The sequence below is a fragment of the Isoptericola sp. NPDC057559 genome (assembly GCF_042801555.1).
Lineage (GTDB): Bacteria > Actinomycetota > Actinomycetes > Actinomycetales > Cellulomonadaceae > Isoptericola.
The window spans coordinates 65,827-91,575 of record NZ_JBHVFQ010000005.1; the positions used below are offsets into that span (position 1 = coordinate 65,827).

25 protein-coding genes and 1 tRNA gene are annotated in these 25,749 nt (G+C 74.4%); 18 read left to right on the forward strand and 8 right to left on the reverse strand.

Features of this window, described 5'->3' with window-relative positions:
• Positions 1-56: 56 nt before the first annotated feature.
• The 3 genes from ACFU5J_RS07370 (at position 57) to ACFU5J_RS07380 (ending at position 3,573) form a co-directional block, all read left to right on the forward strand.
• Positions 57-2,093 carry an ATP-dependent DNA helicase UvrD2 gene (locus ACFU5J_RS07370; protein ID WP_430578281.1) on the forward strand — a complete coding sequence of 679 codons (2,037 nt, stop codon included), beginning with the start codon at positions 57-59 and terminating at the stop codon, positions 2,091-2,093.
• Positions 2,094-2,204: 111 nt separating this feature from the next.
• Entirely contained in the window at positions 2,205-2,699 is a 495-nt protein-coding gene (locus tag ACFU5J_RS07375; protein WP_430578282.1) for a hypothetical protein, read from the forward strand.
• Positions 2,700-3,201: 502 nt separating this feature from the next.
• Positions 3,202-3,573 carry a WhiB family transcriptional regulator gene (locus tag ACFU5J_RS07380; protein ID WP_430574784.1) on the forward strand — a complete coding sequence of 124 codons (372 nt, stop codon included), beginning with the start codon at positions 3,202-3,204 and terminating at the stop codon, positions 3,571-3,573.
• A 121-nt stretch (positions 3,574-3,694) separates the two neighbouring features.
• Here the strand turns inward: ACFU5J_RS07380 and ACFU5J_RS07385 are convergent, their stop codons facing one another.
• A complete protein-coding gene (locus ACFU5J_RS07385; protein WP_430578283.1) occupies positions 3,695-4,768 on the reverse strand; it encodes a ThiF family adenylyltransferase in 1,074 nt (357 codons plus the stop codon).
• 132 nt (positions 4,769-4,900) lie between these two features.
• Between ACFU5J_RS07385 and ACFU5J_RS07390 the strand changes: the two genes are divergently transcribed.
• The gene (locus tag ACFU5J_RS07390; protein WP_430575362.1) at positions 4,901-5,446 is read left to right on the forward strand and encodes a M48 family metallopeptidase; all 546 of its coding nucleotides are present in this window, start codon (positions 4,901-4,903) and stop codon (positions 5,444-5,446) included.
• A 20-nt stretch (positions 5,447-5,466) separates the two neighbouring features.
• Here the strand turns inward: ACFU5J_RS07390 and ACFU5J_RS07395 are convergent, their stop codons facing one another.
• Entirely contained in the window at positions 5,467-7,002 is a 1,536-nt protein-coding gene (locus tag ACFU5J_RS07395; protein WP_430578284.1) for a zinc-dependent metalloprotease, read from the reverse strand.
• A gap of 199 nt (positions 7,003-7,201) precedes the next feature.
• On the opposite strand from ACFU5J_RS07395, the gene ACFU5J_RS07400 reads away from it, so the two are divergent.
• From ACFU5J_RS07400 to ACFU5J_RS07430, 7 genes are all read left to right on the forward strand, one after another.
• Positions 7,202-8,368: a PDZ domain-containing protein gene (locus ACFU5J_RS07400; RefSeq protein WP_430574787.1), complete on the forward strand. Its 1,167-nt coding sequence runs from the start codon at positions 7,202-7,204 to the stop codon at positions 8,366-8,368.
• Between the two features lie 116 nt (positions 8,369-8,484).
• Positions 8,485-11,535: a UPF0182 family protein gene (locus ACFU5J_RS07405; RefSeq protein ID WP_430574788.1), complete on the forward strand. Its 3,051-nt coding sequence runs from the start codon at positions 8,485-8,487 to the stop codon at positions 11,533-11,535.
• Between the two features lie 174 nt (positions 11,536-11,709).
• Positions 11,710-11,786, forward strand: a tRNA-Met gene (locus tag ACFU5J_RS07410).
• A 169-nt stretch (positions 11,787-11,955) separates the two neighbouring features.
• The gene (locus ACFU5J_RS07415) at positions 11,956-12,537 is read left to right on the forward strand and encodes a helix-turn-helix domain-containing protein (protein WP_430578285.1); all 582 of its coding nucleotides are present in this window, start codon (positions 11,956-11,958) and stop codon (positions 12,535-12,537) included.
• Positions 12,534-13,823 carry an MFS transporter gene (locus tag ACFU5J_RS07420; protein WP_430578286.1) on the forward strand — a complete coding sequence of 430 codons (1,290 nt, stop codon included), beginning with the start codon at positions 12,534-12,536 and terminating at the stop codon, positions 13,821-13,823. The genes ACFU5J_RS07415 and ACFU5J_RS07420 overlap by 4 nt, the downstream gene beginning before the upstream one ends.
• A gap of 2 nt (positions 13,824-13,825) precedes the next feature.
• Complete coding sequence (locus tag ACFU5J_RS07425) at positions 13,826-14,095, forward strand: Rho termination factor N-terminal domain-containing protein (protein WP_430578287.1); 270 nt, start codon at positions 13,826-13,828, stop codon at positions 14,093-14,095.
• Between the two features lie 98 nt (positions 14,096-14,193).
• Positions 14,194-14,688 carry a dsRBD fold-containing protein gene (locus tag ACFU5J_RS07430; RefSeq protein WP_430578288.1) on the forward strand — a complete coding sequence of 165 codons (495 nt, stop codon included), beginning with the start codon at positions 14,194-14,196 and terminating at the stop codon, positions 14,686-14,688.
• A 10-nt stretch (positions 14,689-14,698) separates the two neighbouring features.
• Here the strand turns inward: ACFU5J_RS07430 and ACFU5J_RS07435 are convergent, their stop codons facing one another.
• A complete protein-coding gene (locus ACFU5J_RS07435) occupies positions 14,699-15,940 on the reverse strand; it encodes an RNA polymerase sigma factor (RefSeq protein ID WP_430578289.1) in 1,242 nt (413 codons plus the stop codon).
• A gap of 31 nt (positions 15,941-15,971) precedes the next feature.
• Positions 15,972-16,358: a YciI family protein gene (locus ACFU5J_RS07440; protein WP_430578290.1), complete on the reverse strand. Its 387-nt coding sequence runs from the start codon at positions 16,356-16,358 to the stop codon at positions 15,972-15,974.
• A 198-nt stretch (positions 16,359-16,556) separates the two neighbouring features.
• Between ACFU5J_RS07440 and ACFU5J_RS07445 the strand changes: the two genes are divergently transcribed.
• From ACFU5J_RS07445 to ACFU5J_RS07455, 3 genes are read left to right on the forward strand one after another with little or no spacing between them, the layout of a single operon-like run.
• The gene (locus tag ACFU5J_RS07445) at positions 16,557-17,420 is read left to right on the forward strand and encodes a transporter substrate-binding domain-containing protein (protein ID WP_430578291.1); all 864 of its coding nucleotides are present in this window, start codon (positions 16,557-16,559) and stop codon (positions 17,418-17,420) included.
• A 7-nt stretch (positions 17,421-17,427) separates the two neighbouring features.
• Positions 17,428-18,321, forward strand: a complete 894-nt coding sequence (locus ACFU5J_RS07450; RefSeq protein ID WP_430578292.1) for an amino acid ABC transporter permease — start codon at positions 17,428-17,430, stop codon at positions 18,319-18,321.
• Positions 18,318-19,097, forward strand: a complete 780-nt coding sequence (locus tag ACFU5J_RS07455) for an amino acid ABC transporter ATP-binding protein (protein WP_430578293.1) — start codon at positions 18,318-18,320, stop codon at positions 19,095-19,097. The genes ACFU5J_RS07450 and ACFU5J_RS07455 overlap by 4 nt, the downstream gene beginning before the upstream one ends.
• A gap of 22 nt (positions 19,098-19,119) precedes the next feature.
• On the opposite strand, the gene ACFU5J_RS07460 is transcribed toward ACFU5J_RS07455, so the two are convergent.
• Complete coding sequence (locus ACFU5J_RS07460) at positions 19,120-19,992, reverse strand: SDR family oxidoreductase (RefSeq protein WP_430578294.1); 873 nt, start codon at positions 19,990-19,992, stop codon at positions 19,120-19,122.
• Between the two features lie 129 nt (positions 19,993-20,121).
• Here ACFU5J_RS07460 and ACFU5J_RS07465 point away from each other — a divergent pair, with 129 nt between their 5' ends.
• Both ACFU5J_RS07465 and ACFU5J_RS07470 read left to right on the forward strand, forming a co-directional pair.
• Entirely contained in the window at positions 20,122-21,000 is an 879-nt protein-coding gene (locus tag ACFU5J_RS07465; protein WP_430578295.1) for an NAD(P)-dependent oxidoreductase, read from the forward strand.
• Positions 21,001-21,076: 76 nt separating this feature from the next.
• Positions 21,077-22,420: a DUF2235 domain-containing protein gene (locus ACFU5J_RS07470; RefSeq protein WP_430578296.1), complete on the forward strand. Its 1,344-nt coding sequence runs from the start codon at positions 21,077-21,079 to the stop codon at positions 22,418-22,420.
• Between the two features lie 8 nt (positions 22,421-22,428).
• On the opposite strand, the gene ACFU5J_RS07475 is transcribed toward ACFU5J_RS07470, so the two are convergent.
• Positions 22,429-22,815 carry a universal stress protein gene (locus ACFU5J_RS07475; protein ID WP_430578297.1) on the reverse strand — a complete coding sequence of 129 codons (387 nt, stop codon included), beginning with the start codon at positions 22,813-22,815 and terminating at the stop codon, positions 22,429-22,431.
• Positions 22,816-22,895: 80 nt separating this feature from the next.
• Between ACFU5J_RS07475 and ACFU5J_RS07480 the strand changes: the two genes are divergently transcribed.
• Complete coding sequence (locus ACFU5J_RS07480) at positions 22,896-23,285, forward strand: zf-TFIIB domain-containing protein (protein WP_430578298.1); 390 nt, start codon at positions 22,896-22,898, stop codon at positions 23,283-23,285.
• 63 nt (positions 23,286-23,348) lie between these two features.
• Here ACFU5J_RS07480 and ACFU5J_RS07485 read toward each other — a convergent pair whose 3' ends face one another.
• Entirely contained in the window at positions 23,349-23,789 is a 441-nt protein-coding gene (locus tag ACFU5J_RS07485; protein WP_430574805.1) for a SufE family protein, read from the reverse strand.
• A 77-nt stretch (positions 23,790-23,866) separates the two neighbouring features.
• Positions 23,867-24,793 carry a sulfurtransferase gene (locus ACFU5J_RS07490; RefSeq protein ID WP_430574806.1) on the reverse strand — a complete coding sequence of 309 codons (927 nt, stop codon included), beginning with the start codon at positions 24,791-24,793 and terminating at the stop codon, positions 23,867-23,869.
• A gap of 422 nt (positions 24,794-25,215) precedes the next feature.
• Here ACFU5J_RS07490 and ACFU5J_RS07495 point away from each other — a divergent pair, with 422 nt between their 5' ends.
• Positions 25,216-25,743 (forward strand): nucleoside deaminase, encoded by a 528-nt coding sequence (locus ACFU5J_RS07495; RefSeq protein WP_430578299.1) that lies wholly within the window; start codon positions 25,216-25,218, stop codon positions 25,741-25,743.
• Positions 25,744-25,749: the final 6 nt, after the last annotated feature.

Genomic DNA, 25,749 nt, shown 5'->3' on the forward strand with positions numbered 1-25,749 from the left:
CGCGCCTGGGGACGGCGGGCGCGGGATGTGGGCGACGGCTGCGAGAATCGCAGACGATGTCGACAGCCACCAACTCCCCGAACGCCCTCGTTCATCCCGACGCGATCCTCGACGCGCTCGACCCCGAGCAGCGGGACGTGGCGCTCGCCCTCGCCGGGCCGGTGTGCGTCCTGGCGGGCGCGGGCACCGGCAAGACGCGCGCGATCACGCACCGCATCGCCTACGGGGTGCGCTCGGGCGCGTACAAGCCGACGTCCGTGCTGGCGGTGACGTTCACCGCGCGCGCCGCGGGGGAGATGCGCACCCGGCTGCGCGACCTCGGGGTGGCCGGCGTCCAGGCGCGCACGTTCCACGCCGCCGCGCTGCGCCAGCTCGGCTACTTCTGGCCGCGCGTCGTGGGCGGGGCGCCGCCGCGCATCCTCGAGCACAAGGCCCCGGCGGTCGCCGAGGCCGCGCGCCGCGTCGGCGTGAGCGTCGACCGGGTCGCGGTCCGCGACCTGTCCTCCGAGGTCGAGTGGGCGAAGGTCTCCCTGGTCACCGCGGAGGACTACGTGAAGGCCGCGGCCGCGGACGACCGGCCCGCGCCGTCGGGCTACGACCACCAGACGGTGGCGCGGCTCATCACGGCCTACGAGGACGTCAAGACCGAGCGGGGTGTCATCGACTTCGAGGACGTCCTGCTGATGCTCGCGGACATGCTGAACTCGCACAAGCAGGTCGCCGACGAGGTGCGCTCCCAGTACCGGCACTTCCTCGTCGACGAGTACCAGGACGTCTCGCCCCTGCAGCAGTTCCTGCTCGACCAGTGGCTGGGCGGGCGCAAGGAGCTCTGCGTCGTGGGCGACCCGTCGCAGACCATCTACTCCTTCACGGGCGCGACGCCGCACTACCTGCTCGACTTCACGCGGACGTACACCGACGCCCAGGTCGTCCGCCTGGTGCGCGACTACCGCTCCACGCCGCAGGTCGTGCACCTCGCCAACCAGGTCCTGCGCCGCGGCCGCGTGCCCGGCGCGCTCGAGCTGGTGGCGCAGCGCCCGTCGGGGCCCCCCATCAGCTTCACGACGTACGACGACGACGACGCGGAGGCCGCCGGGATCGCCGCCCGCGCGGGCCGCCTCGTCGCGTCGGGCGTGCGGCCCAGCGAGATCGCGGTGCTGTACCGCACCAACGCGCAGTCGGCGGCGTTCGAGTCGGCGCTCGCGGACGCGGGCGTCAGCTACCTCGTGCGCGGCGGCGAGCGGTTCTTCCAGCGCAAGGAGGTGCGTGACGCGATCGTGCTGCTGCGCGGCGCCGCCCGCTCGGCGGACCCGGACCAGCCGATGCCGGAGCAGGTGCGCGACGTGCTGACCACGGCCGGCTGGTCGGAGCAGCCGCCCGCCGCCCGCGGCGCGACCCGGGAGCGGTGGGAGGCGATGCAGGCGCTCGTCGGGCTGGCGGACGACGTCGCGGCCGCCGCGCCCGCGGACTCCCCGGCCACCGTCGCCACGCTGGTCGGCGAGCTGGAGGAGCGCGCCTCGGCGCAGCACGCGCCGACCGTGGAGGGCGTCACGCTGGCGTCGCTGCACGCGGCGAAGGGCCTGGAGTGGGACGCCGTCTTCCTCGCGGGCGTGAGCGAGGGCCTCATGCCCATCTCCTTCGCCGAGACGGACGAGGCCGTGGCCGAGGAGCGCCGGCTGCTCTACGTCGGCGTCACCCGGGCGCGCGAGCACCTGGAGCTGTCGTTCGCGCGCTCCCGCAACCCGGGCGGACGGGCGACGAGGAAGCGCACGCGCTTCCTCGACGGGCTCTGGCCGGACGACCCCGCGGACCGCCGCGGCCGTGGCCGCGGGGCGCGCGGGCAGGCCCGGCAGCAGCTCACCGGGGAGCACGACGTGGCCCTGTTCGACGCGCTGCGCGAGTGGCGCCTGTCGGTGGCGCGGGAGACCGACAAGCCGGCGTTCACCGTCCTCGGCGACGCGACGCTCGCGGCGATCGCGGAGCTCAAGCCGACGTCGGTGGCCCAGCTCGCGCGCGTCAACGGGGTCGGCCCCGCGAAGATCGACCGGTACGGGCAGACGATCCTCGCGATCGTCTCCGACTCGATCGACTGAGCACGTACGGGAGTTCCCGTATTTGTGGGCGGGTCCGACCGGAACCCTTGTCGTGGTCCTCGGCGCGGTGCCAGATTGTCCCGGGACGTACCGCGACGAGGGGTGACGAGGATGTTTCCGACCGAGCACGGTGCCGTGCCGATCCGCCCCGGCACGCCGCGATGGCCGGCGGTCGCCGCGTCCGTCCTGCTGGTCTCGTTCCTCGCCGCCTGCGGGCCGGCGGGCGCGACGCCGGGGGACGGGAGCGGCCCCCGCGCCGTGAGCGAGAGCGGGCACGGCGACCACGGCGGAGAGCACGACGGCACGATCCACGACGAGATGTCCCCGGAGGTCCACGAGGCGTACGGGCAGGTCAAGACCGAGCGGGGCAGGGCGATCCTGTCCGACGGCCTGGTCACCGCCGCGGAGGTCGAGGACCTGCGCCAGGTCCAGGTCGACTGCCTCCGCGCAGCGGGCTTCGACGCCGGACGGGACGAGGGCGGCCTCCAGATCCGTGCCGTTCCCGACGGGCTCGACGAGGACGGTGTGGCCGCGGCGGTGGAGGTGTGCCTGGGCGACCTGCGGATCGTCGGCCCGCTCGGTGCCGAGGGGGCCTCCGCGTCGTAGCCGGAGGGCCCCGTCAGGGGGCGGAGAAAATTGCTCCGAAAAAACTTCTAAAAAAGATGTGGCGGTCCCGGCGGCGCCGTCTATGCTCGGAGAGTCCCAGACGGAAGTGGCGTCTGCCGAGAGGCGGATCGTCCGAGAAGAGTGAGGAGGTGGGTGCACAAGATGGACACGATGAATCAGATCGTGATGGCGAACGCGTCTGTTGGCGCGCCGGGGTACACGTCTGCCTTCGGCGAGCTCAGCGCTGTCCGCCCGTTCCGTGCGCGGAAGCACGGAGCAGGCGTCGCCGATCTCCACATCGCACCCGACTCCGCCCCCTGGAGCCATCCGGTCTAGCAACCGGTCCAGGCCGCGGAGTCCACCCGGGACCCGCGGCTTTCGTCTTTCCGCCCAGGGAAGAAGACCTCACCAGGTCGCAGAAGCCGGCCCCCTGACACCAGGGGGCCACCCGCAGGTCCTGAACACCGACGTTCGAATCACACAGGACCTGACGGAGGAACGCGTGCGCCTCGCACAGCTGTTGGACGAGCGGCTGCTCGACACGATCCCCCAGGGCGGATCCGGCCCCTGGACCCCGCATCAACCCCTCACCCAGAGCCCGGCCGAGGTGGCCGAGCTCGACCGCCAGTTCGCGGCGCTCCTGCCGTGCCGCACGGGAGACCCCGAGCTCTGGTTCGCCGAGCACAGCGCCCAGGTCGAAGAGGCCAAGGCGATGTGCCGCACCTGCCCGCTGCAGGCCGGCTGCCTCGCCGGCGCTCTCGAGCGCCAGGAGCCCTGGGGCGTGTGGGGTGGTGAGGTCTTCGTCGACGGCAAGGTCGTCGCCCGCAAGCGCGGTCGCGGCCGGCCCCGGAAGTCGGAGACCGTCGCGGCATGACCGCGCAGCGCTGCCGGGACACCCGGTGCGCCGCTGAACGCACGGGCCTCCGGCGAGACCCGGGGGAGTGTGCCCGCACCTCGTGCGGCCGCACTTCCTCGATCTCGCCGGGGGCCCGTCGTCATGCCCGGGGGCGGACGGGCAGGCGGACGCAGCCGCAGCCGGGGTGCGGCGCGACGTCCCGCGCCCGGGGCACCGCCTCGGGCAGGGCCACCTCCAGGACGCGACCGACCGTGGCGGGGGTCGACCCGTCGAGCAGCGCGAGCACCTGCCCGGCGCCGAGGGCCGCCGCGGTCGCGGCGAGGGTCGTCTCGTGGGCGACGTCCGATGCCGGCCGCCGGTCCAGGTCGGCGACCGTCGCGGGCCAGCGGGCGTCGGCGTCCGCGGCGTGCCGGTCGACGCAGCCGACGCACGCGGACCGGCCGGGCAGCACGAGCGGGCCGACCAGGACGTCCGCCTCGCGGACCACGACGGGCAGGTGCGGCACGGCCGCACCCAGCAGCCGCTCGTAGCGCGCGGGGCGCGGGGCGTGCGCCTCGACCATCACGACGACGTCGGGCGAGACCCCGGCCGGCAGCATGCTCCCCACCCGCAGGGCGGGATGCCGCCGGCGCAGGAGGTCCGCCGCCGCCTCCTCACGAGGACGGCCCACGTCGGCGGGGCCGTAGGCGCCGAGCCCGAGGTCGCCGACGTGCACGGGGTCCCGGTCGTCGAGCACCAGCGAGCCGACGCCGGCGGAGGCGAGCAGCCCGGCCAGCACCACGCCGAGCCGGCCGAGGCCGTGCAGCCCGACGGTACACCCCTCCCGGCGCGCGAGCGTGGCCGTACCGGACCCGTCGGGGCGCAGCGCCCCCAGGACCGCGACGTCGGGGGACCACCCCGCCGAGGCGGGTAGGGCGCCGGCGGCGGGGCGGCGCACGAGGAACCCGCCGCCGTCGAGCGCGCGCACGATCTGCGCCTGGCGCTCCGTCGTCACGCCCCAGTGGCGGGCGCTGCGGTCCAGGGAGTGGTGCCGGCGGGTCCCGAGGTCGCGCAGCCAGCGCGACTCGTGGTCGGCCAGCCCGGACAGCACCAGGCTCCAGCGCGGGTCGGTGCCGAGGAGGACCTCGCCGTCGCCGTGGTCGAGCACGGGCGTCGCGGGCCGCAGCGTGCGGGGGTCGCTCGTCCCGGTTCCCGGGCGCTCGGCGTCTGCCATGCGGTCACCCTGGCACGCGCCGCGGGTGCCCTCGGCGGGTCGTCCACAGGTGCCCGCCGCCCAGGTCTGGTGTGTTCTGCCGCACAAACCGCGCGAATCCCCGGTACCGTCGGTTCCGTGGCCCACGACACGATGACGTCGGTGGAGGTCCGGCGCAGCCGCCGGCGGACCGCCACGGTGAGCGCCTACCGCGACGGCGAACGCACCGTCGTGGCCATTCCCGCGCGCTTCTCCCGGGCCCAGGAGCGCGAGTGGGTCGCGAAGATGCTCGCCCGGCTGGAGGACAAGGAGCGGCGCCGCCGTCCGTCCGATGCCCAGCTCGTGGAGCGGGCGCACGAGCTGTCCGAACGGTACCTCGGTGGACGCGCGCACCCGACGAGCGTGTCGTGGTCGCCCCACCAGGGCCGCCGATGGGGCTCCTGCACGCTGGTCGACGGCTCGATCCGGATCTCGACGCGCGTCCAGGGGATGCCCGAGTGGGTGCTCGACTACGTGCTGCTGCACGAGCTCGCCCACCTGCTGCACGCGGGGCACGGCCCCGCCTTCTGGCAGCTGCTGGAGGGCTACCCGCGCACCGAGCGGGCGCGCGGCTTCCTCGAGGGTGTGTCGTTCGTCCAGGACGACGGCGGCTCGTCGCCCGCGCCGGCGGGCGACGAGCCGGAGAGCCCGGCGGGCTGAGCCCGGCGGGTCCCGTCGCGTCAGCGGACGTCGTCGCCCGGCTTCTTCTCGTCTCCTCGCTCCGACGTGTCGCCGGGCTCCGCCGCGTCCTCCGGTGACGTGTCCCCGGAGGTCCCGGCGTCGTCCGTCCCGCTCTCCGCGGCGTCGAAGATCTGCGCGAGCGCGGCGTCGAGGTCGGACTGCTCGTCCGCCTGGGCGGCGCGGCGCGAGAAGTAGCCGGAGGGGTCGTCGAGGTCCGCGGTGCCCGGCAGCAGGTCCGGGTGGTCCCAGACGGCGTCGCGCGCCTGGGGGCCGCCCTCGGCGAGGACGTGCGCGAAGAGTGCGGTCGCGTCGCGCGAGCGGCGGGGGCGCAGCTCGAGGCCGACCAGCGTGGCGAAGGTGTGCTCGGCGGGGCCGCCGGCCGCGCGGCGGCGGCGGATCATCTCGCGCAGCGGGTACGTGTGCGGCAGGTGGGGGAGGGCGGCGGTCGCGGCGACCTCGGTCACCCAGCCCTCGACGAGCGCGAGCGCCGTCTCGAGCCGCAGCAGGGTGGCCTCCTGCTCCGGGGTGTGCTGCAGGCCGAAGACACCGCCGGTGAGCGCGCCGCGCAGTGCCTCGGGGTCGCTCGGGTCGATGTCGCGCACCTGCTGCTCGAGCACGTCGAGGTCGATCGTGATGCCGCGGGCGTACTGCTCGACCAGCCCGTGCAGGTGCGCGGCGAGCCACGGCACGTGCGTGAACAGCCGGGCGTGCGCGGCCTCGCGCAGCGCGAGGAACAGCCGCACCTCCTCCAGCGGGGCGTCCAGGCCGTCGGCGAACGACGCGACGTTGGTGGGCAGCAGCACCGTGGCCGGCTCGGACAGCAGGGGGACGCCGACGTCCGTGGACCCGAAGACCTCGCGCGAGAGCGTCCCCGCGGCCTGGCCCACCTGCATCCCGAAGACGGCCGAACCGAGGCGGCGCATCATCTGGGCGGGGTCGAGGCCGCCGCCCAGCGCGCCCGGGGGCAGGCCTCCGAGCCCGGGCATGCCGAGCGCGCCCGCGTCGCCGAGGTCGTCGGGGAGCTGGTCGCGCAGCACCGTCGCGAGCGCGTCGGCGACGGACGTCGCGACGGGGGCGACCAGCCGGTTCCATGCGGGCAGGGTGGCCTCCACCCACTCCGAGCGGCTCCAGGCGTGCGTGCGGCCGCCCGCGGGCGGGAGGTCGGTGACGGCGTCGAGCCACAGCTCCGCGACGCCCAGCGCGTCCGTCGCCGCCTTGGCCTGGCCGCCCGTGAGCGACGGGTCTCCCTCCGCGACGGCGACCTGCCGCGCGATGTCGTGCGCGACGTCCGTGTTCACGGGGCCGTCGCCGGACGCCGACAGCAGCCGCTGCACCTGCGCGAGCACGTGCTGCATGGTCGCGGGGTCGGGCGCGCCGGCCCCGGGGATGCCGGCCAGCGCGGCGGGGTCGATGCCCTGCGCGCGCATCTGCTCGAGGACCTCGTCGGTGCGCTCGCCGAAGAAGCCCTCCAGCATCGAGCGCAGCATGCGCTCGCGCTCCTCGGCACCCTCGGGGTCGTCGGGAAGGTTGCTCATGAGGGCTCCTCGCCAGGGCTGCGAATCGGTTGCGGGCGGGTGGCGGCCGTGGCCGACCGCTTCACCGTAACCACCCACGACGTCCGACCGGTGGCCGAGGTTCCGGTGGTTCGCTCTCGGCGCAGATCCCCCGGAGCCCCCTGACGTCCGAGGTCCGGGACCTGACGCGGAGTCCAGGAACGTCGGCGATGATGTGCCCGTGACCTTCGACCGCGACATCCTCGCGCCCGACGACTCCTCGGCGTCCGAGGGCGACGCCGTCCCCGCGCCGCGCGCGTCGCGACGCAGCGTGACCCTGGGCGTGTCCCTCCTCGTCACGGCGCTGCTCGCCGCGGTCCTGCTCGTGCTGCCGACGCCGTACGCCATCCGGGCCCCGGGCCCCACCGAGGACACGCTGGGCCTGCAGGGCGTCGACGTCCAGGGCTCGGGGGAGGCCTCGAGCGGCGGCAAGAGCGCGACGGCTCAGCCGGTCGTCGAGATCGAGGGCGCCAAGACCTACGACGTCACCGGGGAGCTGCGCCTCACCACCGTGTCCGTGTACGGCGGCCCGGGCGGCGACGTGCTGCTCGGCGACGTGCTGTGGGGCTGGGGCTCGCCGGAGCGGTCGGTCCAGCCGGTCGAGTCGATCTTCCCGGAGCAGACCACCCAGGAGCAGCAGCAGGAGGTCGGGCAGGCGCAGATGGCCGGGTCCGAGTCCTCGGCCACCGTGGCGGCGCTGACCGAGCTGGGGTACGAGGTGCCGGCGACCCTGACGATCGCGGGCGTCGCTCCCGGGTCCGGGGCGGACGGCGTCGTCGAGGCGGGCGACGTCGTGCGCAGCGTCGACGGGCACGAGGTGGTCACCCACCAGGACCTGCTCGCGGACCTCGACGACGTCGAGCCGGGCGACGACGTCGTCCTCGGCGTCGAGCGGGACGGGAAGCCGACGGACCTCACCGTCACGACGGCGGAGGGCGACGGCCGGGCGGCTCTGGGCGTGTACCTCGACCCGTCCTACGACTACCCGGTCGACGTCACGATCCGGCCGGGCGACATCGGGGGCCCGAGCGCCGGGACGATGTTCGCGCTGGCGATCATCACGAAGATGACGCCCGAGGACGAGCTGAAGGGCGCGCACGTCGCCGGCACGGGGACGATGAGCGTCGACGGCGAGGTCGGGCCCATCGGCGGCATCCAGCAGAAGCTGTTCGGCGCGCGCGACGCCGGGGCGGACTGGTTCCTGGCCCCCGCGGGCAACTGCGACGAGGTCGTGGGCCACGTGCCGGACGGGTTGCGCGTGGTGCGGATGGCGACCCTCGACGACGCGCGCGCGGCGATCGAGGCGATCGGCGCGGGGAAGGGCGCGGACCTGCCGACCTGCTCGTGACGGGCCCGTGAAGGGGCTGTCGCCCACGGGGGGACGAAGCGTGGGAACCTGAGGGATGACAGGGACGTTCACATCAGACGTCCGTCCGTCCCGAGCACGAGTGAGGTGCCCGCACCGTGTCCTTCGCTGCCCCACCCCGTCGACGTCCTGGCGGCCCGCCCGCCAAGCGTCGACGAAGCCCCCTGGCGATCACGCTGGTCGTCATCGCCGTGGTCGTCGTCGCGCTGCTGCTGCTCGCGCAGTTCTGGACCGAGGTGATGTGGTTCGACGCGCTCGGCTTCAGCAACGTGATCTGGACGGAGTGGATCACCCGCGGCATCTTGTTCGTCCTGGGCTTCCTCGTGATGGGCGGCGCGGTCTTCTCGTCGTTCGCCGTGGCGTACCGGGTCCGCCCCGTCTACGCGCCGTCGACCCCTGAGCAGGCGACCCTCGACCAGTACCGCGAGGCGATCGAGCCGCTGCGGCGCGTCGTGACGATCGCCGGGCCGGTGGTCGTCGGGTTCTTCGCCGGCGTGGCCGCGTCCGCGCAGTGGCGCAGCGTGCTCCTGGCGCTCCACCCGTCGTCGTTCGACAAGAAGGACCCGCAGTTCGGCATCGACCTCGGGTTCTTCGTGTTCACGCTGCCCGCGCTGCGGTTCGTCGTGAGCTTCCTCATGGCGGTCGTCATCATCGCGGGCATCGCCGCGCTGGTGACGCACTACCTCTACGGCGGGCTGCGCCTCGGGCCGGTGCCGCCGGGGACGCCGCGCACCACGCGCGCGTCGCGCGTGCACCTCGCGGTGCTCGGCGCGGTCCTCATGATCGTCATCGCGGCGAACTACTGGCTCGACCGGTACTCGCTGCTGACGGCCACCAACGGGAGCACGACGAACGCCCGGTACAACGGCGCGTCGTACTCGGACGTGCACGCCGTCATCCCGTCGAAGGAGATCCTCACGGGCGTCGCGGTGCTCGTGGCGCTCCTGTTCGTCGTGGCCGCGGTGCGGGGCACGTGGCGCCTGCCCGCGATCGGCGTCGGCCTCATGGTCGTGTCCGCCATCGCGATCGGCGGCATCTACCCGGCCGTCGTGCAGCGCTTCCAGGTGAACCCGAACGCCCAGGAGCTCGAGGCCGACTACATCCAGCGCAACATCGACGCGACGCACTCGGCGTACGGGCTGGACAGCATCGAGACGCAGCCGTACGACGCGACGACCGAGGCGGAGGCGGGCGCCCTGCGCGCGGACGCCGAGACCACGGCGTCGGTGCGCCTCCTCGACCCGCAGATCGTCAGCCCGTCGTTCCGGCAGCTGCAGCAGAACAAGCAGTACTACAACTTCGCCGACACCCTCGCGGTCGACCGCTACGACATCGACGGCAAGTCGCGCGACACGGTGATCGCCGTCCGCGAGCTCAACCTCGACGGCCTCGGCGACGGCCAGCGCAACTGGGTCAACGACCACACCGTGTTCACGCACGGGTACGGCGTCGTGGCCGCGTACGGCAACCAGCCCGGGCCGGACGGGCAGCCCGCCTTCTACGAGGGCGGCATCCCCACGCAGGGGGCGCTCACCGACAAGGGCTACGAGCCCCGCATCTACTTCAGCCCGTCCACCACGGAGTACTCGGTCGTGGGCGCGCCGGAGGACACCAAGCCGTGGGAGCTCGACTACCAGGCGGACGACGAGCAGGGCGGCCAGCAGGTCAACACCACGTTCCCCACGCAGGACGTGGCCGCGGGCCCGTCGATCGGCTCCTTCGGCAGCAAGCTGCTGTACGCGCTGAAGTTCGGGTCGCAGGAGATCCTGTTCTCCGACCGCGTGACGAACGACTCGCAGATCCTCTACGACCGTGACCCGATGACGCGGATCCAGAAGGTCGCCCCCTGGCTGACGCTCGACCAGGGCATGTACCCGGCCGTCGTCGACGGGCGCGTCAAGTGGATCGTCGACGCGTACACGACGTCGGACGCCTACCCGTACTCGACCAGCAGGCCGATGCAGGAGGCGACCGCGGACTCCCTGACCCTCGCGGCCCAGGGCGTCCCGGTGGAGATGCCGCAGGAGGTCAACTACATCCGCAACTCGGTGAAGGCCACGGTCGACGCCTACGACGGCTCGGTGACCCTCTACGCCTGGGACACCGACGACCCGGTCCTCAAGGCCTGGTCGGGCGTCTTCCCGACCTCGGTGAAGCCGATGTCGGAGATCTCGGGCGACCTGATGAGCCACATCCGCTACCCCGAGGACATGTTCAAGGTGCAGCGGACGCTCCTCACCCAGTACCACGTGAACGACGCCGGCCAGTTCTTCTCCGGCCAGGACTTCTGGGCGAACCCGGAGGACCCGGTCGCGAACAAGAACGCGCCCGCGGCCAAGCAGCCGCCGTACTACATGTCGCTGCAGATGCCCGGGCAGGAGGAGTCGGCGTTCTCGTTGACGAGCACCTTCATCCCCGGCGGCAACACCGACCGCGAGATCCTCACCGGGTACCTGGCGGCCGACGGCGACGCCGGCTCGACGGCGGGCAAGGTGGCGGACGGCTACGGCGAGCTGAGGCTGCTGGAGCTGCCCCGCGACTCGACCGTGCCCGGCCCCGGCCAGGTGCAGAACAACTTCGACTCGAACCCGACGATCTCGGAGCAGCTCAACATCCTGGAGCGCGGCTCGTCGAACGTCGTGCGAGGCAACCAGCTCACCCTGCCGGTGGGTGGCGGCCTGCTCTACGTGCAGCCCGTGTACATCCAGTCGGCCGGCGGCACGCAGTTCCCGCTGCTGCGCCGGGTGCTGGTGGCGTTCGGTGACCAGACCGGATACGCGGAGACGCTGGACGAGGCGCTCGACCAGGTGTTCGGCGGCGACTCCGGCGCGAACGCCGGCGACGCGTCGGGCGAGGCGCAGAACGAGGTGCCGACGGCGCCGGTCGAGGGCGAGGGCGACGGTTCGACCCAGCCCTCCACGGAGCCCTCGACCACGCCGTCCACCGAGCCGACCCCGACGACCACGCCGTCGGGCGACGCGCAGACGCGGCTCAACTCCGCCCTCCAGGAGGCGAACGACGCGCTGTCCGACAGCGACAAGGCGCTGAAGGACGGCGACTTCACCGCCTACGGCAAGGCGCAGGACCGCCTGCAGAAGGCGATCGAGGACGCCGTGTCGGCGGAGAAGGAGATCGAGTCGGCCGGCTGACCGGTTGGTCGAGGCACGCGACGCGGGGTCGTCGGTCCGTCGGGACCGGCGGCCCCGCCGTCGCCGGGACGGGTGTCGTCGCTGGTCGGAGGGCGTCGTCGGTGTGACCTCCGTCCCATTCGCCCGATGCGATTTGATTCGGGCCCGATGACGCCGTAATGTTCAGGGAGTCGACGCGGGGTGGAGCAGCTCGGTAGCTCGCTGGGCTCATAACCCAGAGGTCGCAGGTTCAAATCCTGCCCCCGCTACCACGGGATGTCGTCGACATCCAGAAGGCCCCGACCGGATTCCGGTCGGGGCCTTCGTCATGTCCGGGCGGCGACGGTCCGGGCGGCTGATCGGGGCAGGCGGCCCAGGTCGCGGTGCGAAGAGTTGTTCGCATCTATTGCGAAGAACTCTTCGCATCCCTACGGTGCCCGTATGGATCACGACGACGAGGTCCCCGGGCAGCCGGCCGAGGTCGGCACCGCCCAGCTCCGCGTGCTGGCCCATCCGATGCGCCTCGCCTTCCTGCGGCGGCTCCGGACCGACGGACCGAGCACCGCCCGTGCGCTCGGGCGCGAGCTCGGGCTGGACTCGGGCGCCGCGAGCTACCACCTGCGCCGCCTGGCCGAGGGCGGCCTGATCGTGGAGGAGCCGGGCCGCGGCACGCGGCGCGAGCGGTGGTGGCGCGCCGTCGCGGACTCGGTGCAGTTCGACCCCGCGGCGCACGAGGACGACCTGTCGCGCGAGTACGTCGGGTCGTCGCTCGTCGCGCTGGCCGACGACCTCCGCGACCTCGCGGCCACCGTCCCGGCGGCGTCGGCCGAGTGGCTCGAGCGTGCGGCGTTCGTGGACGACCGCCTGCGCATCGACGAGGCGACCGCCGACGAGCTGCGGTCGGAGCTGCTCGCCCTCCTGGCGCGCTACCGCGCCAGGTCGGTGGCCCCCGGTGAGGCCGACGAGGGCGCGGCGCAGGTCGCGCCGACGATCGTCCAGGTGCAGCTGTACCGGCGACCATGAGCGGCGACGCGGGCTGGCGGGGGAGCGCGGCGCGCTGGGTGGTGGCGTACACCGCGGCGGTCGTGGGCGACGTCAGCTACTTCCTGGTCCTCACCTGGGCTGCCGCCGAGGCCGGCGGGCCGCGCACCTCGGGCGTCGTCCTGGCGCTCGGTGCCGTGCCGCGCGCGCTGCTGATGCTGCTCGGGGGCGTGCTCGCGGACCGGGTCGATCCGCGCCGCATCGCGATCGCCACGGACGGCGCCCGGACCCTGCTGCTCCTGCTGGCCACCGGCGCGGCGTCCTGGTTCGGGCTGGTGCCCTGGTGGCTCGCGGTGCTCGCCGTCGCGTTCGGCGTGGTCGACGCGTGCTTCATCCCGGCGGTCGGTGCGATGCCGGTGCGGCTCGTGCCCCCCGAGGCGCTCCCGCGGCTGCAGGCGTGGCGGCTGACCGGGCTGCGCGCCGGCAACGCGGTCGGTCCGGCGCTCGGCGCGGGGCTCGTGGTGCTCGGCATCCCCGCGGCGCTCGCCTCGGTCGCGGTGCTGTTCGCCCTGTCGGTCGTCCTGCTGCTCACCGTGCGCAGCCGCGACCGCACGGCGCGGGTCGCGGCGGACGCCCCGCCGGAGCCGCCCCTGCGGCTGTCGCAGCTGCGACGGCAGGGGCTGGTCCCGCTCGTGGTGGGCACGGCCCTGTCGGAGCTGCCGTTCTCCGGGCCGGTCGCGATCGGCGTCGTCCTGCTGGCCCAGGAACGGGGCTGGCCCGTCGCCGCCGCCGGCGCCGTGCTCGCCGCCTTCAGCGTCGGGGGGATCGTGGTGAGCGTGCTGCTGGCGACGCTCCCGGTCGCCGCGCCGGGGCGCCTCACGACGCTCGTCGCGCTCGGGGCGACCGCCCCGCTCCTGCTGCTGCTCGGGAGCACCCCGGACACGGCGCACGCGATCGTCGCGGGCGCCCTCCTCGGGGTGACCACGGGCACCGTGATGGTGATCTGCCACGGGCGGATCCAGCAGTCCACGCCCCCCGCCCTGCTGGGGCGCGTCACCGCCCTGCTCTCGCTGGCGACGCTCGGGCTGAGCCCGCTCACCTACGGCGCCGTAGGCGTCGTGGCCGGGTCCTGGGGCGTCGGGGCGTTCTTCGCGCTGGCCGCAGGCGTCATGGTGCTGGCCGGCGTGGTGCTGGCCGGCGCGCGCCTCGCGCGACCGGGCGAGGACCGGGTGCCCGACCTAGGGTCGGAAGGAGCTCGGACCTCGCACGAGGGCGACCTCCGCGTGGAGCCGACGCGCGGGCGGCCGCGGCAGGACGGAGGGAGCTGACCATGCCTCGACGGGACGCAGGACCCAGCGTCAAGGACAAGGAGCTGTACGAGGAGCTCCGCGACGAGGGCAACAGCAAGGAGAAGTCCGCGCGGATCGCGAACGCCGCCGCGGCGCGGGGCCGAGGGAAGGTCGGCGCCAAGGGCGGCCGGTCCGGCTCCTACGACGACTGGACGGTGGCCGACCTGCGCAGGCGCGCCGCCGAGATCGGCGTCGAGGGCCGGTCGTCGATGCGGAAGGGCGAGCTGATCGCCGCGCTGCGCTCCCACTGACCCGGTGCCGGCCGCCGCGCTGCCTGGCCCCGCGCGTCAGCGCATGATGGGAGGACCGGGCTCGGGCGGCGGGCGGACGACGGCGCGAGGAGGCGGCGATGAGGGCGACGGTGGGCGACCGGATCGTGGTGGCGTCGGGGGTGGTCGGCGGTGCGGTCCGCGACGGGATCGTGATCGCGTGCCCCCACGGGGACGGCTCCCCGCCGTTCCAGGTGCGCTGGTCGGACACGGGGGAGGAGACGCTGGTCTTCCCCGGGGCCGACACGCTGGTGCAGCACGACGGCGGGGGGCCCGAGCCGGCGCGGCCTTCGCGGCGGGAGCCGGCGCGGGCGCTCACCTGGGACGTGCGGGTGACCCTCGTGGAGGCGGCGGGCAGCACGACGGCGGAGGCGATGCTGACCCCGGGTCCGGACGTGGGCTCGCTGCGCGCCGTCGGGCACGCGCGCAAGGACCCGGGCGACACGGAGATCCCGGTGATCGGGGACGAGGTGGCGGCCGCTCGCGCGCTGCGCCGGCTCGCGGACGTGCTGCTCGAGCAGGCGGAGCAGGACATCTCGGCGCAGACGGGCCACCGGGCGCACGTGCACCCCTGACCGGTGCCCGTCAGGCGAGCTCGGCCCGCCGGCGGCGCAGGTGGTCGCGCTCCGCGGCGTTGTCGCAGAGGGCGACGGCCGCGTCGTAGGCGTGGCGCGCGCCGTCGAGGTCCCCGGCGCGCCGCAGCAGCTCCGCGCGCAGCGACGGGAGCCGGTGCCCGCGCAGGGCCACGCCGGAGAGGGCGTCGAGGCCCGCCCGCGGCCCGGCGACCTCCGCGACGGCGACGGCGCGGTTGAGCCGCACCACGGGGGTGTCCGTGAGCGCGAGCAGCTCGTCGTAGCGGGCGAGGACGCGGTCCCAGGCGGTGGCGGCGGCCGTGGGGGCGATGGCGTGCTCCGCGGCGACCAGTGCCTGCAGCAGGTACGGGGCCGGAGGCGCGGAGGCGAGCGGCGCCAGGAGGTCCAGGGCCTCGCCGATCTCGTCCTGGTGCCACGCGGTGCGGTCCTGGTCGGGCAGGAGGACGGGCGCGCCGTCCCGGACCCGGGCGTCGCGGCGTGAGTGCTGCAGGAGCACCAGGGCGAGCAGCGCGTCGAGCTCCGTCGCGCGGTCCAGGTCGCCGTCCGGGGGCCGGACGTCGCGCAGGACCCGGACCAGCCGGACCGCCTCGCCCGCGAGCTCGGCGCGCACGACCGCGTCCCCGGTGGCCGGGGCGTACCCGGCCGTGAAGGCGAGGTAGGCGACGTCCGCCGCGACGGCGAGCCGGTCCGCGAGCTCCGCGCCCGGCGGCAGGGCGAACCGCTCCCCGGCGAGCTTCTTGCGGGCCCGGGTGAGCCGGGCGGCCATCGTCGGCGTCGACTGCAGGAACAGGCGGGCGACGTCGGCGGTCGGCACGCCGAGGACGAGGCGCAGGCTCAGCGCGGACGCCGCCTCCCGCGACAGCCGGGGGTGCGCGCACAGCAGCACCAGGCGCAGCCGCTCGTCGGTGAGCGGCTCGCCGGCGTCCGCCATCACACGGCGGGCCCGCGCGGCGAGGTCCGCCTCCACCTCCAGCAGCGGCATCGCCCGGGCCAGCACCTGCTCGGAGCGGAGCCGGTCGAGCACGCGGCGTCGGGCCGCGGTGAGCAGCCAGGCGGCGCCGTTCGCGGGCGCGCCGTCGCGCGGCCAGGTGCGGGCGGCCGCCTCGAACGCCTCCGCGAGGCCGTCCTCCGCGAGGTCCAGCCGGCGGAACCGCGCGACGAGCAGGGCCAGCAGACGGCCCCACTCGTCGCGCATCAGGTCGGCCAGCCGCGCGGAGGGCTCCGGCGCCGTCACGTGGGGTCGACGAGCGACCCGACCGCGCGCCTCACGCGTCCGGCCCCCCGTGGTCGACGGCGGCGCGCACCTCCACGACGCCGTCGGCGGTGGCGTCGCCGGGGTCGCCGGCGAGGAGGGCGCACACCTGGAGCAGGTCGTCGAGGTCGTCGGACTCGACCAGGTAGAACCCGGTGAGCTGCTCCGCCGTCTCGGCGTACGGGCCGTCGGTGACGACGACCCGGCCCCCGCCGCCGCGGCGGACCTGCTTGGTGGTGCGGGAGTGCGTCAGCTCGGCGCCTCCGGCCACGGTGTGCCCGCGCTCGGCGAGCGTCCGGGCGAACTCCTCGTGCCGCGCGTAGATCGCGGCCCGTTCCTCGGCGCTGGCCTGCTCGAAGACGTCCTCGACTCCCGGCAGCAGCACGACGTAGGTGGTCATGGTCCCATCGTCCTTCCTCGTGGTGGATCGTCCACCTGGATGACGCGCGAGGGCGCGGCGGATCGACAACCCGGGAAGATCGACAACCGGGCGCGGGTTGTCCTGTGACGACCGCCATGCCGCCAGGACCCGCCGGCGGCATAGGGTCGTCGACGGCGCGACCCGCCGCGTCCCTCCTCCTTCGGAAAGGCCCCACCCGTGCGCACCTCCCGCCCGCTTCTCGCGGTCGCCCTCGCCTCGGCCGCCTCGCTCGCGATCGCGGGGTGCTCGTCGTCCGACGGCGGCGACGACGTCGCCTCGACGGCCTCCGGCAGCGCGACCGACTGCACGCCCGAGGGCATGAAGACGCTCACCGGCGGCACCCTGACCGTCGGCGCGAGCGACCCCTTCGAGCCCTGGTACGTGGGCGAGCCGAGCAGCGGGAAGGGCTTCGAGTCCGCCCTCGTGTACGCCGTCGCCGACGAGCTGGGCTTCGCGAAGGACGACGTCGAGTGGACCTCCGTCACCTTCGAGCAGATCATCAGCCCGGCCGTGAAGACGTTCGACGTCGCGGCCTACCAGACCACGATCACGGACGAGCGCAAGGGCGCCGTCGACTTCTCCAGCCCGTACCTCACCAGCCGCCAGGGCGTCATCGTGGCGGACGAGGGCGAGTTCGCGGACGCCGCGAGCCTCGCGGACCTCAAGGGCGCCAAGGTGGGCGTCACGGCCTCCCAGACGTCGCTCGCGGCCGCCGACGCGGCGTGGGGCGACGACGTCGAGGTCACGCCGTTCAACGCCGCGGGAGATGGGATGACCGCGCTGAGCTCCGGCACCATCGACGCCATGGTGATGGACGTCGACCAGGGCGTCGCCGCCTCGACGGTCTACTTCCCGGACACGCACGTCGTCGGCACGCTCCCGCCCGTCGGTGAGCCGGAGCAGCTCGGGCTGGTGCTCGACAAGGGGTCGTCGCTCACCGCGTGCATCTCGGCCGCCGTCGACACGCTCGAGGAGAACGGCACCCTCGACGAGCTGCGGACCACGTGGCTCAAGTCGGACGACGTCCCCGAGCTCTCCTGACCCCCGCGTGAGCGACCCCACGACCGCGACGACCGACGGCTGGCGGCCGTCGGAGCGGGCGCGCGCCCGCGCGGCCTACCGGCGCGCCCAGCACCACCGGGCGCTGCTCGTGGCCGGGGTGGCCACCGCGATCGTCCTGGCCGCGGTCGTGTGGGTCGTGACGACGGCGCCCGGCTGGGAGCGGGCGCGCGAGGCGTTCTTCTCGCCCGAGCGGGCCTGGGAGGTGCTGCCCGAGGTCGCGGCGGGGCTGTGGCTCAACCTGCGGGTGTGGGTCGTGGCGAGCGTCGTGGCGCTCGTCGTCGGGATGCTGCTGGCGGTCGTGCGGACGTCGCGCCTGCCTGCGCTGTTCCCGCTGCGCATCCTCGCCGTCGGGTACGTGGACGTGTTCCGCGGGGTGCCGCTGCTGCTCGTGCTGCTGCTGGTCGGCTTCGGGCTGCCCGCGCTGCGGCTGCCGTGGCTGCCGGTGAGCGCCGCCTTCCTCGGCGGGCTGTCGATCGTGGTCTGCTACACCGCGTACCTCGCGGAGATCTTCCGCGCGGGCATCGAGTCGGTGCACCCGTCCCAGGTCGCCGCCGCCCGGTCGCTCGGGCTGTCCCGCGGCCAGGCCGCCCGCCGCGTCGTGCTGCCGCAGGCGGTCCGCAACGTCACGGCGCCCGTGGCGAGCATGCTGGTGTCGCTGCAGAAGGACTCCGGGCTCATCTCGATCCTCGGGGCGGTGGACGCGATCCGCGCCGCGCAGATCGCGACCACCGGGGACTACAACTTCACGCCCTACGTCGTCGCGGGCCTGCTGTTCCTCGCGATCTCGATCCCGCTCACGCGCCTCGTCGACGCCTGGTCGGCGCGCCAGGGCTGGCGCGGCGAGCTGCGCGGGGTCGCCGGCGCGGGGGTGGTGCGATGAGCGCCGGCGCCGTGCCGGGCGCGCTGCTGCTGTCGCTGCGCGGCGTCCGCAAGTCCTTCGGCACGGGGGACGCGCGCAAGGTGGTCCTCGACGGCGTCGACCTGGACGTCGCCGCGGGGTCGTGCGTCGTCGTCGTGGGCTCGTCGGGGTCCGGCAAGTCCACGTTGCTGCGGGTGGTCGACCTGCTGGAGGAGGTCGACGACGGGCAGGTGCTGCTCGACGGCCTCGACGTCGCCGACCCGTGGGTGGCGGCGGACTCCGTGCGTGCCCGGCTGGGGATGGTGTTCCAGCAGTACAACCTGTTCCCGCACCTGCGCGTGCTGGAGAACGTGACCCTGGCGCCGCGCGTCGTGCACCGCGTGCCGCGCCGCGCGGCCGAGGCGGCCGCGCTGGAGATGCTCGAGCGCGTCGGTCTGTCCGACAAGGCGCACGCCTACCCGGACCAGCTGTCCGGCGGCCAGCAGCAGCGCGCGGCCATCGCGCGCGCCCTCGTCAGCGGGCCGGAGCTCCTGCTGCTCGACGAGGTGACCTCCGCCCTCGACCCCGAGCTGGTGGGCGAGGTGCTCGACCTGCTGCTGTCCCTGCGCACCGAGGGCGTCGCCGGTCGTCCCACGACGATGCTCGTGGCCACCCACGAGATGGGCTTCGCGCGCGAGGTCGCCGACCAGGTCGTCTTCCTGCACGAGGGGCGGGTCCACGAGCAGGGCACGCCCGCCCAGGTGCTCGGCGACCCGCAGCAGGAGCGCACGCGCGAGTTCCTGCGCCGGCTGCGCTGACCGAGCCGCAAGGCGAGACGCGTCACTGCAGGCCGAAACCGCCGTCCGACGTCAGGACCTGCCCCACGACCCAGGAGCCGGGAGCGGAGACGAGCCAGCCGATGAGTGCCGCGGGATCGGTCGGCTCGCCCCAGCGGCCGAACGGCGTGGCGGCCCGGAGCGCCTCGAGCTCGTCGAGGGGGCGGTCCGTGGACCCCGGGTCCAGGTATCCGGTGTTGACCGGGCCGGGGTTGACCGTGTTCAGGACGATGCCCAGGTCCAGCAGCTCGGCGGCGACGGTGGCGGTGACGCCCGCGAGCGCAGCCTTGGAGGTGGCGTAGGCCACCTCGCCGCGCATCGCGCCCTGCTGCTGGCCCGAGGTCATCCAGATGACCTTGGGCGCGGCGGTGGGATCCGCCGGCGCGGTCCGGGCCACCCGTTCCCCCGGGCGGGTCGCAGGCGCGCCCGCCCGGTGCTGGGCCGCGAAACGCCGGGTGAGGAGCAGGGTGGAGCGGGTGTTCGTCTCCCAGAACGCGTCGAGGGTGTCCGCGGACATGTCGAGGATCGACCCGTCGCCGCCGCTGCGCGCGTGGTTGCACACGAGGACGTCGAGCGTGCCCGTCAGGTCCCGGGCGGCGTCGACGAGGGCGTCGATCTGCTCCGGGTCACGGAGGTCCGCGCCGGCGTCGCCGCTCACGGCCGTGCCGAGGAGCGCGCCGCGCACGCCCGCGCGGACCTCGTCGAGGTCGTCGCCGCCCCAGGGCCGGTTCGCGTCGTGCGGGGCGAAATGGTGGAAGAAGACGCTCGCCCCGAGGCCGGCGAGCTCCCGGGCGACGGCATAGCCGATGCCCTTGCGCCGGGACACCCCGGTGACGAGCGCGGTGCGGCCGGCGAGCGGGTGGTCGTGGGGGTGCATGGTCGCACCCTAGTGACCCCGATCCAGCCGATATGGGGCCGGACCGCGCCGCTCGGTCACCCCGGTTCGCCCTACCCTGGGCCTGCCGGGTCGTCGCGACCACCGGTGACCGTGGCAGAGGGGGCAACGATGCTGAGCACGTCGATCGGGTTCGTCGGCACGGGTCCGATGGGGGCGCCGATGGCGCGGAACCTGCTGGCGGCGGGGTTCGACGTCGCGCTGTGGAACCGCACCGCCGCGAAGGCGGAGGCGGCCGCCCGGGACCAGCCGCTCGCGACGGTCGCGGCGACACCGGCGGACGCCGCGCGGCCCGTGGTGGTCGTGATGCTGCCGGACCTGCCGCAGGTGCGCGACGTCGTCGAGCGGGCGGACGGGCTGCGCGCGGGGTGGGCGGCGGCCGGGGTCGTCGACCCGGTGCTGGTGGTCATGAGCACGGTGAGCCCGGTGGCGGTCACCGCGTGGGCGCAGGAGCTCGCGGCGGACGGGGTCCGGCTGGTCGACGCGCCCGTGAGCGGCGGCGTCGAGGGCGCCGTCGCCGGCAGCCTGAGCATCATGGCGGGCGGGGCGGACGCCGACGTGGCCGCCGTCCGGCCGCTGCTCGACGCGATGGGGACCACGGTGCGCCACCTGGGCCCCGTGGGCGCCGGCTCCCTCACCAAGACGTGCAACCAGATCATCGTGGGCGGCACGCTCAACGCGCTCGCCGAGGCGGTCGCGATCGCGCGCGCGGGCGGGCTCGACCTCGCGACCGTCCTCGAGGTGCTGGGCGGCGGCCTGGCCGGCTCGCGGCTCCTCGCCGACAAGAGCCGCCGATACCTCACGGGCGACTACGAGCACGGCGGCGCCTGCCGCACGCAGCTCAAGGACCTCGAGTTCGGCATCGCTGCCGGCGAGGCCCTGGGGGTGGACACCGCCCTGACGCAGGTGGCGCGCGACCGTTACCAGCGGATGGTCGACCGCGGCGACGCGGAGCTCGACCACAGTGCCGTCATCCGCGTCGTCGTCTGACCCCGGCGTCCCGCCGCGCGCGCTCGCCGTATCACCGCGGTCCCGCGGCCCTCCGAGATACGTGGGGAGGACGACGATGAAGCGACTGGTGCTGTGCTGCGACGGGACGTGGAGCCACGCGGTGAACCCGCAGGTCTCCAACATCGAGAAGCTCGCGCGGTCCGTGCTGCGCTCCGGAGGGAGCCGGCAGCCGGACGTCGAGCAGGTCGTCGGGTACGTGGCGGGCGTCGGCGCCCGCGGCTACCTGGCGGACCAGCTCCTGGGCGGGGCGTTCGGGTACGGGTTCACGCGCAACGTCGTGGACGGGTACCGCTTCCTGGCCATGAACTACGAGCAGGGCGACGAGATCGTGGTGCTCGGGTACTCGCGCGGGGCCTACACGGCGCGCAGCGTCGTCGGGATGCTGTCCCAGGTGGGGCTGCTCACCCCGGAGGCGACCGACGACGGGCTGCTCCACGAGGCCGAGCGGGTCTACCGGCTCAAGCCGCCGTCGCCCCGCCGCGTCGCGCGGGCGGAGCGCACGGCGGCGGGCACGAGGCCCGGCTCGTGGCGGCACCGCAGGGCGCAGGCTGTGCTGAGCCGTGGCGCCGAGGTCGCGGCCGAGAAGAAGCGGTTCCGCGCCGCCCACGGCATCGAGGTGCCGGTGCGGTTCCTCGGCGTCTTCGACACGGTCGGCGCGCTCGGGGTGCCCGGGCCGTCGCGGCGCAAGAACCGCTTCCACGACGTGTCGCTGTCGCCCGCCGTCGTCACCGCTCGGCAGGCGTTGGCGATCGACGAGCGGCGCCTGACGTTCGCCCCCTGCCTGTGGACCGTTCCCGACGGGGACCCGCCCGAGCGCGTGCAGCAGGTGTGGTTCCCCGGCACGCACGGCGACGTCGGCGGCGGGGGAGCGCGCTGCGGCCTGTCCGACATGGCGCTGCAGTGGATGGCGGAGGAGATGCGGGCCGCGGGCGTGCAGTTCGACGAGCGCCGCCTCGCGCGCCAGCTGACGCCGCGCGCCGAGCTGATCCTGGCGCAGTCCCCGCCGTGGCCGTTCCGGGTCGTCAACGTGGCCAAGCGCACCTGGCCCCGCTACGGGACGGTCGACGGGCGCGTCGTGTTCCGCCGCGGCCTGCGGGTCCTGGCGCTGCCCGCGACAGTGACGTCGGTGCCGGAGATCGCCGGTCCGGCCGGCGGCGTCGCGTCGGCGTGGCGCGACGGCGTGCGGCTCGCGGACACGGTGCTGCGGCACGTGCTGCGCGACGGCTACGCCGCCCTCGCGCCCAACCTGGGCTGGTGGATGGCGGAGGCCGGCGGCGTGGAGCGGCTCCCCGTGGAGCGCGTGGACGCCGCGCGCGGCGACCTACGGCCGCTGGTCGTTCCCGGCGGCGACGTCATCGCTCCCGAGCGGGAGCCGCGTGCCCTGCCCGTGGGGCGCTGACGGCCCGGTCAGGCGTCGTAGGCGTCCTTGACGACGAGCACGGGCACGGAGGCGTCGAGCAGCACCCGCTGCGTCGTCGTGCCGATGAGGAACGTGCCGGCGCTGGAGCGCTTGCGCGAGCCGAGGACGACGAGCGTCGCGCCGGCCTGGTCGGCGGCGTCGAGGATCGCGTCGGCGGGCTCGGTGCCGGCGGACCGGCGGGTGACGGGCTGGACGTCCACGCCCTGCGGCGCCTCGGCGAGGAGGCTCTCGAGCGGGTCGCCGTCGACCGGGTCGTCCGACCGGGCCAGGTGCACGACGTGCAGGGCGAGGCCCCTGCGGGCCGCCTCCGCGATCGCCGTCCGGACGGCCGCCTCACCGTGCGGCGAGGGGTTGTAGGCCACGAGCACCGTCATGCGCACACTCTCGCACATCGGGGGAACCCTGCGCCGGTCCGGGCCGTTGTCCCCACCACCCGACGAAGGAGCAGCACGCCATGCAGTGTCCCCACGACCAGTCCGTCCTCGTGATGACCGAGCGCAAGGGCGTCGAGATCGACTACTGCCCGACATGCCGCGGAGTGTGGCTCGACCGGGGCGAGCTCGACAAGATCATCGACCGCTCGATGGAGGCCGAGATCGCCGCCGAGGCCGGCAGCCCCGTCGCCGCGGCCGAGCCGGCGTACGGCGGCCCGGCCGCGCCCGCCTACCCGCCCCGGTACGACGACCGTGCCCCGGACCCCCGCGCCTACGACGACCGCCGGTACGACGACCGTCGGGACGACCGTCGCTACGACGAGAAGCGGCACGACGACCGCGGGTACGACCCGCGCTACCGCAAGCGCAAGAAGAAGGAGTCCTGGCTCGAGGACCTGTTCGACTTCTGACGCGGTGCGGTCGGCCGTCCGGCGTCGGTCGGCCGTCCGGCGTCGGACGGCCGACCGCGAGGATCAGGCGGCGAGCTGCTCGCGCACCTGCCGCTTGGCACGGGTGAGCATGCCGGCCATGCCGTTGAGGCGCAGCGGGCTCACGGCGCGGGTGAGGCCGATCATGAGCGGGAAGTCGTCCGGCACGTCCAGCACCTGCTGCGGGGTGAGCCCGGACAGGCCCTGGGCCAGGATCGACGCGAACCCGCGGGTGGTCGGCGCCTCCTCGGGCGCGGTGGCGTAGAAGTGCACGACGTCGCCGTCGACCTCCGCGAACGCGCGCACGGGGGACTGGCACTCCTCGACGCGCTCCAGCAGGCCCGGCGCGCTCTCGTAGCGGGCGGGCAGGCCGGGCAGCTCGCGCGAGAACTCCAGCAGGAGCTGCAGCCGATCGCGCTCGGGCAGGGCGAGGAAGTCCTCCCGGATCTCGGACAGCGTCTCGGGCAGGGTGGCGGCGTCGGTCATGGCTCCAGTCTCGCAGGGGTCGACGGCGGTCGAGCCTGCCGGGAGCGCGTCCCGGCAGGCTCGACGAGGGGGTGCGGTCAGGCGGCCTGGCGCTCCTTGAGGCCCGCGGGGACCTCGCCGGGCTCGGAGCCCGCGACGATCGGCACGCGCACGGCGTTGCCCCACTCGGTCCACGACCCGTCGTAGTTGCGCACGTCGTCGATGCCGAGCAGGTAGCGCAGCGCGAACCAGGTGTGGCTGGAGCGCTCGCCGATGCGGCAGTACGTGATGACGGAGTCGCCCCCGGTGAGGCCGAGGCCGCCCTCCTGGTAGATGGCCTCGAGCTCGGCGCGCGGCTTGTAGGTGCCGTCCTCGGCGACCGCGGTGGCCCAGGGGACGTTGCGCGCGGACGGGATGTGGCCGCCGCGCAGCACGCCCTCCTCCGGGTAGTCCGGGATGTGCAGGCGCTCGCCGGAGAACTCCTGCGGGGAGCGGATGTCGACCAGCGGGCCGTTGCCGAGGTGGGCGAGCACGTCCTCCTTGAAGGCGCGGAACGTGGTGTCGTCGCGCTCGACGACGGGGTACGTGCCGGGCGCGGGGGAGGGGACGTCGGTGGTGAGGTCGCGGCCCTCGGCGACCCAGAGGTTGCGGCCGCCGTCGAGCAGGCGGACGTCCTCGTGCCCGAACAGGGTGAAGACCCACGCCGTGTACGCGGCCCACCAATTGTTCTTGTCGCCGTACAGCACGATGGTCGTGTCGCGCGAGATGCCGCGGCCGGCCAGCAGGTCGGCGAAGCCGGCGCCGTCGAGGTAGTCGCGCTCGACCGGCTGCAGCAGGTCGGTGTGCCAGTCGATCTTCACCGCGCCGGGGATGTGGCCCGTCTCGTACAGCAGCACGTCCTCGTCGGACTCCACGACCACGAGGCCCGGGGTGTCGAGGTTCTCCGCGAGCCACGAGGTCGTGACGAGGCGCTCGGGGTGCGCGTACTCGGCGAGGCGCGGCGTCGGGTCGGTGGGTGCGGGCATGGTTCCTCCATCTGTGCGGCGTCCGGGCGCCGGCGGGGGCGGTGGTCGTCCCCACTCTAGGAACTGCGCCACCTGGGGCGACAGCCCGTGTCCATCATGTGGGACCACGATGCGAGACGGTCGTCATCCGCGCGAAACGCCCGCGATACGGAAATGTGATTCCGAAATCCTTGAAGTCGCCCTCGCCGCAGGTGTAGCGTCGCGAATGCCAAAGGCGGGCCCGGGCCGCACGGACGTCGACGTCGACTCCCGTGCGGTGATCGACGAGATCGATCCGACACCGGCAGCTATCTACCAGGCGGCATGAAGGACAACTCGCCTGCAGCGGCCCGCCGAGCACCCGGTCCCGTACCGGACCCGGTGAGGTGCCGACGGACCCGTGGTGCGCCCGGGGGTCGCTGCCCGAACCGTGGAGACTCACCATGGACCGCAATGCCGTGATCAGCACCCAGCCAGTCCGCACGGCCGTTCCCGTGGACGCAGCACACCTCGAGAAGGCCGTCACCCTGGCCGTCGACAGCGTCGCGAACGCGGGAGGCCCCTTCGGAGCCGTGATCGTCACCCGTGACGGCCGCGTCGTCGAGGGCAACAACCGCGTGACCCAGGACAACGACCCCACCGCGCACGCGGAGGTCACCGCCATCCGGCGGGCCTGCGCCCAGCTGGGCACCTTCGACCTGTCGGGGGCCGTCCTCTACTCGAGCTGCGAGCCGTGCCCGATGTGCCTCGCCTCCGCCCTGTGGGCGCGCGTGGACGCCGTCTACTTCGCCGCCGACCGCCACGACGCGGCCGCCGCAGGCTTCGACGACGCCGTGTTCTACGACTTCCTCGCCGCCACGCCCGAGACCCGGGCCGCGGGCGGAGTCATGACCGTGCGCCACGAGCGCACCGACAGCGCCGTCGCGCCGTTCGACGCGTGGCGCGTCCTCGAGACCCGCATCGACTACTGACGCGCG

Bases quoted from the DNA above. Each gene is read 5' to 3' on its own strand.
- ACFU5J_RS07370 (WP_430578281.1), top strand. From the start codon at position 57: ATGTCGACAGCCACCAACTCCCCGAACGCCCTCGTTCATCCCGACGCG.
- ACFU5J_RS07375 (WP_430578282.1), top strand. From the start codon at position 2,205: ATGTTTCCGACCGAGCACGGTGCCGTGCCGATCCGCCCCGGCACGCCG.
- ACFU5J_RS07385 (WP_430578283.1), bottom strand. From the start codon at position 4,768: ATGGCAGACGCCGAGCGCCCGGGAACCGGGACGAGCGACCCCCGCACG.
- ACFU5J_RS07390 (WP_430575362.1), top strand. From the start codon at position 4,901: ATGACGTCGGTGGAGGTCCGGCGCAGCCGCCGGCGGACCGCCACGGTG.
- ACFU5J_RS07395 (WP_430578284.1), bottom strand. From the start codon at position 7,002: ATGAGCAACCTTCCCGACGACCCCGAGGGTGCCGAGGAGCGCGAGCGC.
- ACFU5J_RS07415 (WP_430578285.1), top strand. From the start codon at position 11,956: ATGGATCACGACGACGAGGTCCCCGGGCAGCCGGCCGAGGTCGGCACC.
- ACFU5J_RS07420 (WP_430578286.1), top strand. From the start codon at position 12,534: ATGAGCGGCGACGCGGGCTGGCGGGGGAGCGCGGCGCGCTGGGTGGTG.
- ACFU5J_RS07425 (WP_430578287.1), top strand. From the start codon at position 13,826: ATGCCTCGACGGGACGCAGGACCCAGCGTCAAGGACAAGGAGCTGTAC.
- ACFU5J_RS07430 (WP_430578288.1), top strand. From the start codon at position 14,194: ATGAGGGCGACGGTGGGCGACCGGATCGTGGTGGCGTCGGGGGTGGTC.
- ACFU5J_RS07440 (WP_430578290.1), bottom strand. From the start codon at position 16,358: ATGACCACCTACGTCGTGCTGCTGCCGGGAGTCGAGGACGTCTTCGAG.
- ACFU5J_RS07455 (WP_430578293.1), top strand. From the start codon at position 18,318: ATGAGCGCCGGCGCCGTGCCGGGCGCGCTGCTGCTGTCGCTGCGCGGC.
- ACFU5J_RS07460 (WP_430578294.1), bottom strand. From the start codon at position 19,992: ATGCACCCCCACGACCACCCGCTCGCCGGCCGCACCGCGCTCGTCACC.
- ACFU5J_RS07465 (WP_430578295.1), top strand. From the start codon at position 20,122: ATGCTGAGCACGTCGATCGGGTTCGTCGGCACGGGTCCGATGGGGGCG.
- ACFU5J_RS07470 (WP_430578296.1), top strand. From the start codon at position 21,077: ATGAAGCGACTGGTGCTGTGCTGCGACGGGACGTGGAGCCACGCGGTG.
- ACFU5J_RS07475 (WP_430578297.1), bottom strand. From the start codon at position 22,815: ATGACGGTGCTCGTGGCCTACAACCCCTCGCCGCACGGTGAGGCGGCC.
- ACFU5J_RS07480 (WP_430578298.1), top strand. From the start codon at position 22,896: ATGCAGTGTCCCCACGACCAGTCCGTCCTCGTGATGACCGAGCGCAAG.
- ACFU5J_RS07485 (WP_430574805.1), bottom strand. From the start codon at position 23,789: ATGACCGACGCCGCCACCCTGCCCGAGACGCTGTCCGAGATCCGGGAG.
- ACFU5J_RS07490 (WP_430574806.1), bottom strand. From the start codon at position 24,793: ATGCCCGCACCCACCGACCCGACGCCGCGCCTCGCCGAGTACGCGCAC.
- ACFU5J_RS07495 (WP_430578299.1), top strand. From the start codon at position 25,216: ATGGACCGCAATGCCGTGATCAGCACCCAGCCAGTCCGCACGGCCGTT.